Origin of the sequence: Pontiella sp., from assembly GCF_041622395.1 — a bacterium.
In the GTDB taxonomy this organism is placed as follows: domain Bacteria; phylum Verrucomicrobiota; class Kiritimatiellia; order Kiritimatiellales; family Pontiellaceae; genus Pontiella.
Map to the genome: position 1 here is coordinate 1 of NZ_JBFJYW010000140.1, position 9,698 is coordinate 9,698.

General features: G+C 62.1%; 8 protein-coding genes and 1 pseudogene. 8 read left to right on the forward strand and 1 reads right to left on the reverse strand.

The window, feature by feature from the left end; genetic code table 11:
* Positions 1-131: 131 nt before the first annotated feature.
* A complete protein-coding gene (locus tag ABYO54_RS09410) occupies positions 132-977 on the reverse strand; it encodes a helix-turn-helix transcriptional regulator (RefSeq protein WP_372807997.1) in 846 nt (281 codons plus the stop codon).
* A 207-nt stretch (positions 978-1,184) separates the two neighbouring features.
* On the opposite strand from ABYO54_RS09410, the gene ABYO54_RS09415 reads away from it, so the two are divergent.
* The 8 genes and pseudogenes from ABYO54_RS09415 to ABYO54_RS09450 all read left to right on the forward strand — a co-directional run.
* Complete coding sequence (locus ABYO54_RS09415; RefSeq protein ID WP_372807998.1) at positions 1,185-2,582, forward strand: ROK family protein; 1,398 nt, start codon at positions 1,185-1,187, stop codon at positions 2,580-2,582.
* Positions 2,579-3,454, forward strand: a complete 876-nt coding sequence (locus tag ABYO54_RS09420; protein ID WP_372807999.1) for a PIG-L deacetylase family protein — start codon at positions 2,579-2,581, stop codon at positions 3,452-3,454. The genes ABYO54_RS09415 and ABYO54_RS09420 overlap by 4 nt, the downstream gene beginning before the upstream one ends.
* Positions 3,454-4,242 carry a glucosamine-6-phosphate deaminase gene (gene nagB / locus ABYO54_RS09425; protein WP_372808000.1) on the forward strand — a complete coding sequence of 263 codons (789 nt, stop codon included), beginning with the start codon at positions 3,454-3,456 and terminating at the stop codon, positions 4,240-4,242. The genes ABYO54_RS09420 and nagB overlap by 1 nt, the downstream gene beginning before the upstream one ends.
* A gap of 198 nt (positions 4,243-4,440) precedes the next feature.
* The gene (locus tag ABYO54_RS09430) at positions 4,441-6,210 is read left to right on the forward strand and encodes an alpha-L-rhamnosidase C-terminal domain-containing protein (RefSeq protein WP_372808001.1); all 1,770 of its coding nucleotides are present in this window, start codon (positions 4,441-4,443) and stop codon (positions 6,208-6,210) included.
* Positions 6,211-6,223: 13 nt separating this feature from the next.
* A complete protein-coding gene (locus ABYO54_RS09435) occupies positions 6,224-7,636 on the forward strand; it encodes a sulfatase (RefSeq protein ID WP_372808002.1) in 1,413 nt (470 codons plus the stop codon).
* 148 nt (positions 7,637-7,784) lie between these two features.
* Entirely contained in the window at positions 7,785-9,194 is a 1,410-nt protein-coding gene (locus ABYO54_RS09440; RefSeq protein WP_372808003.1) for a cytosine permease, read from the forward strand.
* Positions 9,191-9,370: a hypothetical protein gene (locus ABYO54_RS09445; protein ID WP_372808004.1), complete on the forward strand. Its 180-nt coding sequence runs from the start codon at positions 9,191-9,193 to the stop codon at positions 9,368-9,370. Before ABYO54_RS09440 ends, ABYO54_RS09445 begins: the two co-directional genes overlap by 4 nt.
* A gap of 54 nt (positions 9,371-9,424) precedes the next feature.
* A pseudogene (locus ABYO54_RS09450) lies at positions 9,425-9,698 on the forward strand (glycoside hydrolase); the annotation flags it as partial.

The window sequence follows — 9,698 nt, forward strand, 5'->3', positions numbered from 1 at the left end:
ATTCGAAGTTCTAGGTTAGGCTTCAAGAACCAGAATCCACGCTCGCCGAGGGGTGCGGGCGTGGATTCCGCTTTTCGCATCGGCGTGCCGATGCGGTCATTGATTGTTTGGTTCCGGCGGCCGGGTTGGGACTATGGATCGGTGCGGTAGGATCGCGGGGTTAGGCCGGTGCTCTGTTTGAAAATGCGGCTGAAGGCCTGCGGGGAGCCGAATCCGGCCTCTTCGGCAACGGCGGCAACGGGCAGCTTGGTCGTGCGGAGCAGGGCCATGGCGCGGTGGATGCGGTGGTTCTGGATGTAGCTCCCCAGCGGAACCCCCGCGGCTTCCTTGAAGATGGCCCGCAGGCGCGATTCCGAGTAGTTCAACGCTTCGGCCAGATCGGCGACGACGACGGGGCGTCCGGAGCGTTCGGCGAGCAGGCGGTTGATGGTTTGCAGGAGGCTGTCCTCCGGGACCGGCGGCAGGTCTGCGGCGGAGCGCAGCCGATCCTGTTTGAGCGAAAGCAGCAGGCGAAGCAGGACCGCCTGCAGTTGCTCCGCCTGGAGCTCCTCGTGCGGGGCATGCCATTCGACCAGCAGTTGCTCATAGAGCGCCAGCGTTTTACTCCCAAGATCCAGCACCCGGTTCCGCAACGGTTCCAGGAAGGTGCGCGGCTGCAGCTCGAAGGTGCAGAACAACCATTTCAGGCGGTTGGCGGCGAGCAGGCTGAAGTGGTGGAACTGGTAGGGCAGAATCAGGATCGCCTGCCCGGGCTTGAGCGGCATCGTCAGATGGTCGAGATGCACATGGCCCTCCGTCTCCAGGTTGCGGGCCAATACAAACCGGTGGTGCGAGCGGTTCTGCAAGGCCTCCTGCTGCAGCGAGCTGCGCGTTTCCCGCAAAAACAGCAGCACGCTCGTCGGCGTGGGCAGTGGGGTGCGGCCGACGCCGGAAAAATAGTCGACCGGTTCCGAGATCTTCAACCATTCCTTTTCCATCGCCGGCTCCAGGCGCACACCTGCGCAAGGGTGGGCCGGCGCTGCGCACACTTGCGCAAGGGTGGGCCGGCCCGAATTCGCCCGTAGCATGCCTGGCCCGGCCGAAAAGTCAATATCGTTAATTCGTAGCCGGAAAAGGCAAATAGTTAATCTTTATGGTTTGGACGGGGATGGCAGAGTTTGGTCAACAAACGGAGTAGGAACTGCATGGATATTGAAGTGAAGATCAAGCCGGAACTCGACCCTGGATTTGTGCCCGCCGCGCTCTGGAACCGCGCCTATCAAAAACGGGCCGACGCATCGGGCCAGGCCGAAGCGGTTGCGCTGGCGCTGGTGCGTCCCGATGGAACCTGTTCGGTATTCCACACCCGCATCCTGCCGCCGTCGGCCGGACACGAAGCCGAGACGCTCCGCTATCTCGAGCGCATCCTGAAGTTTTTGCTCTGGCAGCGCGGCGGCTGCACGGTGCTGGTTGCCGGGTGCGATCCGATGGCGAACCAACTGGCGGCCATCTACGCGGCGGGCGGCCAACGGGCTTTCGACTACGCGTTCTTCGGCGAAAAGACCTATCTGCAACCGCTGGAAATCAAGTCGTGTCCGTTCGAGGAAATTCCGGCGGCCAACGAGACGGCCATGGCGCTTGGCCGCCATCTCGACGGGTGCCGGATCGGGTTCGATCTCGGCGGGTCCGACCGCAAATGCGCGGCGGTCATCGATGGCGAGGTGGTCTTTACCGAAGAGGTCGAATGGAATCCCTATTTCGAGAGCGACCCGACCTACCATATCGAAGGGATCAACGATTCCCTGCAGCGAGCGGCCTCGTATCTGCCGCGCGTCGATGCCATCGGCGGGAGCTCGGCGGGGGTCTATGTGAACAACGAGGTGCGGGTGGCTTCGCTCTTCCGCGGCGTTTCGCCGGCGGATTTCGAGCGCAAGGTCCGCCGCATCTTCTTCGACCTGAAAGAACGGTGGGGCAACATTCCGTTCGAGGTGGTCAACGACGGCGAAGTCACGGCGCTGGCCGGGTCGATGTCGATGAACGAAAACGCGGTGCTTGGCCTGGCGATGGGAACCAGCGAGGCGGTGGGCTATGTTACGCCCGAAGGCAACATCACCCCGATGCTCAACGAGCTGGCCTTTGCCCCGGTCGACTACCGCGAAGATGCGCCGGCCGACGAGTGGTCCGGCGATGTCGGCTGCGGGGTCCAGTATTTTTCCCAGCAAGCGGTCGCCCGTCTTGCCGAGGGGGCCGGGTTCGGGTTCCCGGACGGGATGCCGTTCCCGGAGCAACTGGTCAAGGTGCAGGCGGCCATGGCCGACGGCGATGCGCGCGCGGCGGCCATCTATTCCACCATCGGCACCTATCTCGGCTACACGATCGCCCACTACGCCGACTTCTATGAAATCCGCAAGTTGCTCCTGCTCGGCCGCGTCATGAGCGGCGAGGGCGGGGCCATCATTATCAACAAAGCCAACGAAGTGCTTGCCGCCGAGTTCCCCGAACTGGGCGGCCAAATCGAAATCACAACCCCGAGCGAGAAGGACAAACGCCACGGCCAAGCGGTGGCGGCGGCCAGCCTTCCGTTGATTGGAGAGGAATCATGAATAAATATTTCACCTTTGTGGAAAACCTTCAAAAGGGCGATTGGGCCACCAAGCCCCCGCCGGCCGCATTCGACAATCCGTATCGGGCCTATGTGGAAAGCATCCGGGCGGGCGTTGCGAGCGCCAAGTCCGTGCCCGCCGTATCCGGCACCGTGCCCGTGGTCGAATCCGATGCGAAAGTGATGGTTTTTGCGCCGCACCCCGACGACGAATGCATCGTTGGCCTGTTGCCGTTGCGGCTGATGCGCGAAGCCGGCAAGCAGATCATCGTGGTGCCGGTCACCTACGGCAGCAACGTCGCGCGCCAGGCCGGGCGCGCCAAGGAGCTGGCCGACGCCTGCGCATACCTGGGCTGGGAAATCCGGCGCGGCAAGGCGGATCTCGGCGCCCTGGAGGTCGACGACCTCGTTGCGCTCCTGACGGAGGTCCGGCCCGAGGTGGTCGTCCTGCCGCATGCCGGGGACTGGAACTCGCGCCACGTTTCGACCCACTTCCTGGTGGAAGAGGCGCTGGGCCAGATGGAGGCTTCGTTCGGTTGCACGGTTGTGGAAACCGAATATTGGGGCGCGATGGACGATCCCAACCTGATGGTCGAAGGCGATGCGGAGCTGGTGGCCGATTTGGTTGCGGCCATCTCGCTGCACGTGGAAGAGGTCGCGCGCAACCCCTATCATCTGCTGTTGCCGGCGTGGATGCAGGACAATGTCCGCCGCGGCGGCGAGCTCGTCGGCGGGCAGGGCGGGGCCGTCCCCGACTTTTCGTTCGCGACGCTTTACCGTCTGCGGAAGTGGGAAAACGGCGGGTATGTTGAATGTTTGGAAAACGGAACCTCGGTGCCCGTGGGGGCCGATAAACTCAAGGAGCTATTCTAATGGAAATCATCATCAAGGAAAACGGGAAGGTCGCAAGCGAAGCCGCCGCCCGGGTTGTTGCCCGGCTGGTGCACGAGAAGCCGAACGCGGTCATTGGGCTGGCGACGGGGAGCACGCCGCTGATGCTTTACCGGGAGTTGATCCGTCTGCACAAGGACGAGGGGCTGGATTTCAGCGCGGTATCCACCTTCAACCTCGACGAATATATCGGCTTGCCGAAGGACCATGAGCAGTCCTACCACAAATTCATGTGGGACAACCTCTTCAGCCACATCAACATCAAACCCGAGAACGTCCATATCCCCGACGGCATGGCGAAAGACGTCCCGGCATTCTGCGCGGAATACGAACGCAAGATCGTCGCCGCCGGCGGCATCGATATCCAGGTGCTCGGCATCGGGTCCGACGGGCACGTCGGCTTCAACGAGCCGACCTCGTCGTTCGCATCGCGCACCCGCATCAAGACGCTCACCCGGCAGACCGTTGCCGACAACGCGCGTTTCTTCGAGGGCGACGAGAGCCGCGTGCCGAAGCACTGCATCACCATGGGCATCGGCACCATCATGGATGCGCGCATGAACCTGATGCTGGTTTTTGGCGAAAACAAAGCCGACGCGATTGCCGCGACGGTCGAGGGTCCCGTGGCGGCCATCATGCCTGCCTCGATCCTCCAGCACCATGCGTGTGCCAAGGTCTTCGTCGACGAGGCGGCGGCTTCGAAGCTGACGCTGGCCGACTACTACCGCTGGGTCTACGACGGCAAGCCCGACTGGCAGCGCGACGCGTAGTCCCGGTCCGCTTGGTTCGGGACGATGGGCGGAGCGGGATGCCGTTGGCCGGATCGTGCTGGAACTTGTCTGGATCGTCAAGGTGGGGTTGTGATGCTTCGCCTAACATGATACGTTTATTACCACTACAGCTAGGAGGCAGGAGGGCACTGGACCGCCCGGTCTCCTGGTTGGCCGGTAAACGTTTGGAGATGCGCTATGGGTTGGAAAATAACAGGAGGGGCCCTGCTTTCGCTGGTCTGCATGTGCGCGCATGGCGCGCCTACGCAACGGGTGGACGAACGGCCCGTCGAAATCAGCCGGACCCCAGCGGGCATCTATGTCGTCGATTTTGGCCGGGTGGCGTTCGGCAACCTCCGGTTGACTGCTCCTGCGAGCGGCACGGTTACGGTCCATTTCGGCGAAGCGTCGAAGGATGACCGGATCGACCGCAAACCGCCGCAAACCGTGCGCTACAATACCGCCTCCGTTGAGCTGAAGGCCAATACGGCGGTGGTTGCGGCGCCGCCCGTCGACAAGCGAAACACCGACATTGCTAGTCCGAAGCATCCGCCCGCCATCCTCACGCCGGACGAGTGGGGCGTGGTGATGCCGTTCCGTTGGGTCGAGATCGAGGGCTGGACGGGGGCGCTGACGCCGGACCAGATCGTCCGCCAATCCGTTTTCGCCGCCACCTGGGACGACGCGGCCGCATCGTTCGAGTCGTCGGACGCAATGCTCGACCGCATCTGGGAACTCTGCCGCTATTCCATCAAGGCCACCACCTTTGCCGGGGTCTATGTGGACGGCGACCGCGAGCGCATTCCCTACGAGGCCGACGCCTACCTGAACCAACTGAGCCACTACTATACGGACTTCGATAAGCAGATGGCGCGCGACACGTTCGACCGCCTGATGGAATACCCGACCTGGCCGACCGAGTGGGCGCCGCACATGGTCTTCATGGCCCATGCCGATTGGATGCACACGGGCGACGCCGATTGGCTGAAGCCGCGCTATGAAGCGCTGAAAACCAAAACGCTGATGGAACGCCGCGGGGCGGATGGACTGGTCGCCAGCGATGCCAAAGACATCAAGCGGGACGATATCATCGACTGGCCGGTTGGAGAGCGCGACGGCTACGTCCGCACCGGCGTCAACACCGTGGTCAACGCCTTCCACATCCGGTCGCTGGAAATGATGGCCGAGCTGGCGCGCGCGGTGGGGCGGAACAAGGAGGCCGGCGAATTCGATTCGTTGGCGCACGCTTCCCGGGAACGGTTCCAAAAGACGCTGTTCGATGCGGAAACGGGATTGTTCCGCGACGGGGCCGAGACCGACCACACGGCCTTGCATGCCAACCTGTTTCCGCTGGCGTTCGGGCTGGTGCCGCAGGAAGCGCGCGCCGCCATGGCCGGCTGGCTGGCGCAGCGGGGGATGCGCTGTTCGGTCTATGCCGCGCAGTATTTGATGGAAGCCCTCTTTGAAAACGGCGCCGACGAACAGGCGTTGGAACTTATTTTGGCTGAAAACGACCGTAGCTGGCGTCATATGGTTGAAAGCGGAACGACCATCACGTGGGAGGCGTGGGACCACAAATACAAATCGAACCAGGATTGGAACCATGCCTGGGGCGCCGCGCCCGCCAACCTGCTGCCGCGCTACGTCCTGGGCGTCGAACCGCTCGCACCGGGGTGGAAGACCGCGCGGATCCGGCCCTGCGTCGGCGGGCTCGAATTTGCCAAGGGCCAGGTGCCGACGCCGCGCGGCGCCGTTCGCGTGGCGTGGAAGAAGCCGGCACCGGATCGTTTTTCGCTTTCAATCGTGTTGCCGCAAGGCATGGATGCGCGGGTGGAACTTCCGTTCGTCTGGGAAACCGGCGGCATCTTGTGCAATGGCCGCCCGGTAAAAGCAACGCCCGTCGGCGACCGCTGGGTCGTGGACCAGGCCGTCGAAGGAACGGCGGTTTTCGAAGTCAGGAAAAATTGAACAGGAAAAGATCATGAAAAACTCCGCAAACAAAAAAACGCCGCTGGCGCTCTTCTTCGTGGGCCTGCTGGTGCTCGTGGGGCAAGCGGCCCCGAAGAACATTCTCTTCATCCTGGCGGACGACCAGCGCGCCGATGTGCTGGGCTGCTATGGCAACGACCTGATCCAGACGCCGACGCTCGACGGGCTCGCGAAGGACGGCGTGCGCTTCGAGAACTTTTTCTGCGAGACGCCGATTTGCACCGCCAGCCGCGCCACGATCATGACCGGGCTCTCGCAGCGGACGCACGGCTTCAACTTCGGCGAGCTTCCCGTGCCGGCCGAATACATCGCCACGAGCTATTCGGCCTATCTGAAGGCGAATGGATACCGCACGGGCTTTACCGGAAAATTCGGGTTCCGGTACGCCAAAAACGACAAGTCCGAGCAGTTCGATTTCTTCAAACCCTACAGCCTGCATCCTTGGTTCAAGAAGCAGGCCGACGGTTCGCTCCGCCACGAAACCGACCTGTGCGCCGACGCCGCGATCGAGTTCTTCAAGTCGAATCCGAAGGGGCAACCGTTCTGCATGTCGATCAGCTTCAACGCTTCGCATGCGGATGATGCCGACCTACGGCCCGGCTTCCATTTCCAATGGCCGCCTTCGTCCGATGAGTTGTACGGGGATCTCGTAATGCCGCCGCCCACGTTGGGCGACGCGAAATATTTCGCCGCGCTTCCGGAGTTCATGCAGGACGAAAAGGGGCTGTCGCGCAAGCGCTGGTATTGGCGCTGGGATACGCCCGAAAAATACCAGACCAACCTGCGCGCCTACTATCGCTTGGTTAGCGGGATCGACGATGCGGTGGCCCGGGTCCTCGCGGAGCTGAAGGCGGCGGGGCTGGACCAGAACACCGTGGTGATTTACTCCGCCGATAACGGCTACATGATGGGCGACCGCGGGACTGCGGGCAAATGGAACCACTACGAGCAGTCGTTGCGCGTGCCGTTCATCGTCTACGACCCGACGCTCCCCAAGGATAAGCGCGGCCGCGTGGTGACGGAGATGGCTTCGAACCTGGACGTGGCGCCGACCCTCGTCGAATGGGCCGGCCTGCCGATTCCCGCGTTGTATCAGGGCGCGTCGCTGGCCAAGCTGATCGAAGGGGAGCCCGTCGCCGACTGGCGCGAAGATATCTTCTGCGAGCACAAGTTCCACATGTACAACAGTTGGCATGGCGTGCGAGGCAAACGCTATAAATACGCCGTCTACTACGATGAGCCGGGCGGACCCTACGAATGCCTCTACGATCTGGAAAAGGACCCGACGGAATTCGTCAATCTGGCCGGCAATCCGGAATATGCGCCCGTGCGCACGCAGATGGTGAAGCGTTTGGACGCGTATCTCAAGGCGTATCCGTTGGCTCCTCAGAAGGAGAAGAAGTAGCGCTAGGCGAGATTGTTTTCAACAGAAGTTCGCAAAGGACGCGGAATTAGAAGTTGTCCGTTCTTAGCGGCCTTGGCGGTCTTCTGTAAAATGGTTTGAACGAACACTGATCAGGGTTGTGGGAATAGAGAATCAAGGAGAAGAGAGCATGGCTGAAGAGCAACAGGAAAAACACGGCGAGTTCGAGCGCGAGCCCGTACCCGTCTCGAAGACGAAGGGCTTGAAGGCCTTCGTGGGGATGTATGCCGGCGAGCATTGCGCCGGAACCGAATTGATGATTGGTCCGCTGTTCGTCGCGGCGGGCGTCAGTGCGTTCGACGTGCTGGGCGGCTTGTTCCTCGGCAACCTGCTTGCGGTGCTCAGCTGGATGTTCCTCTGCGCGCCGATCGCCGTGCGCGCCCGATTGACGCTCTACTACCAGCTCGAAAAAATCTGCGGTCGCCATTTGGTCACGCTCTACAATCTGGCCAACGGCGTCATGTTCTGTTTCCTTGCCGGATCGATGATCACGGTGTCGGCGACGGCGATCGGCGTTTGGTTCCACTTCCCGATGCCGGGGCTCGGAGATCTGTTGCCGAACAGCGTCGGCTGGGTGCTCGCCGTGCTCGCCGTCGGTGCGATTATTTCCGTGGTGGCCGCGTGGGGCTACGACATGGTTTCGAAGGTGGCCAACATTGCCGCGCCGTGGATGGTGCTCGTGTTCCTCGGTTTCGGCATCATCGGCCTGCGCCAGTTCATCGAGGTAACCGGGGCGCAGGTCAACTCGCTCGGCAGCCTTTGGGAGCTTTGCCAGACCTCCATCTGGAAGGGGGGCGATCCGCTGCCCGGGCAGGTGAAGTTCACCTTCTGGCATGTCACCTTCTTTGCCTGGTTCTGCAACATGGCGATGCACGTCGGCATGTCCGACCTCTCCGTGTTCCGCTTCGCGAAAAAATCGTGGCACAGCGTGGCCTCGGCGTCGGGCATGTATGTCGGCCACTTCATGGCTTGGTTGGCCGCCTCGATCCTCTACGCCTTGCAGCTGCACATGGACCCGTCCAACACCGACGTGCTGCCCGGGCCGCTGGCCTACCGCGCGGCGGGCGTCGCCGGCCTCATCTGCGTGATCGTGGCGGGCTGGACCACCGCCAATCCGACCATCTATCGCGCCGGTCTCGCCTTCCAGGCCATCATGCCGAAGGTGTCGCGCTTCAGGGTGACGATCTTTACCGGCTTGTTGGCGACGCTCGCCGGGATGTTCCCGGCCATCGCCATGCGCCTGCTGGGATTCGTGGCCATCTATGGCTTGATCCTCATGCCGATGGGCGCCGTGGTCTTCACCGACTTCTGGATCTTCCCGAAACTCGGACTCAAGCAATACTACGCGGAGCATAAGAAGATCGCGATCAACTGGGCCGCCGCTATCGCCTGGATCGCGACGCTCGCGATTTGCGTGGGGCTGGTGAAAACCGGCAAGCCGCAGTTCCAGATCTTCTTCGTTGCGCTGCCCGGTTGGTTCATCGCCTCGGCGCTCTACATCGTCGTCAGCAAGTTCACGCAGAAAGGAACGGAAGCATGAAAAAGGTTTTAGAAATCATTTCCTATCTGGCGCTCGCCTTGATTGTTGTCGCGCCTTCGCTGTTCTATGCGCAGAAGATCGATCTCGCCATGAACAAGTTGCTCATGACGAGCGCAACGGTCGTCTGGTTCGCCACCGCCATCTTCTGGATGGGCCGCGAAAAGAAAGAGGGGTAGCGCCGGTTCAACTCCGCCGCACCCTCGTCCTGAAAGAAGCTTATGTTGAAACGAATGATTAGAGTTTGCGTGTGCGCGCTAACCATGGGTTCGGCCCGCGCAGCGGTTGATTGGAAGGCGGCGTGGATCGGCGTGGCGGAGAAGCCGGCGCCGAACCAATGGATCGCCTACCGGGAGACGGTTCGCCTGGACCGGGAACCGCAACGGGCCGTTGCGCGGATTGCGGCCGACTCGAAATATTGGCTGTGGATCAACGGGGAGCCGGTGGTGTTCGAGGGGCAGCTCAAGCGCGGGCCCACGCCCGAGGATACCTACTACGACGAGCTGG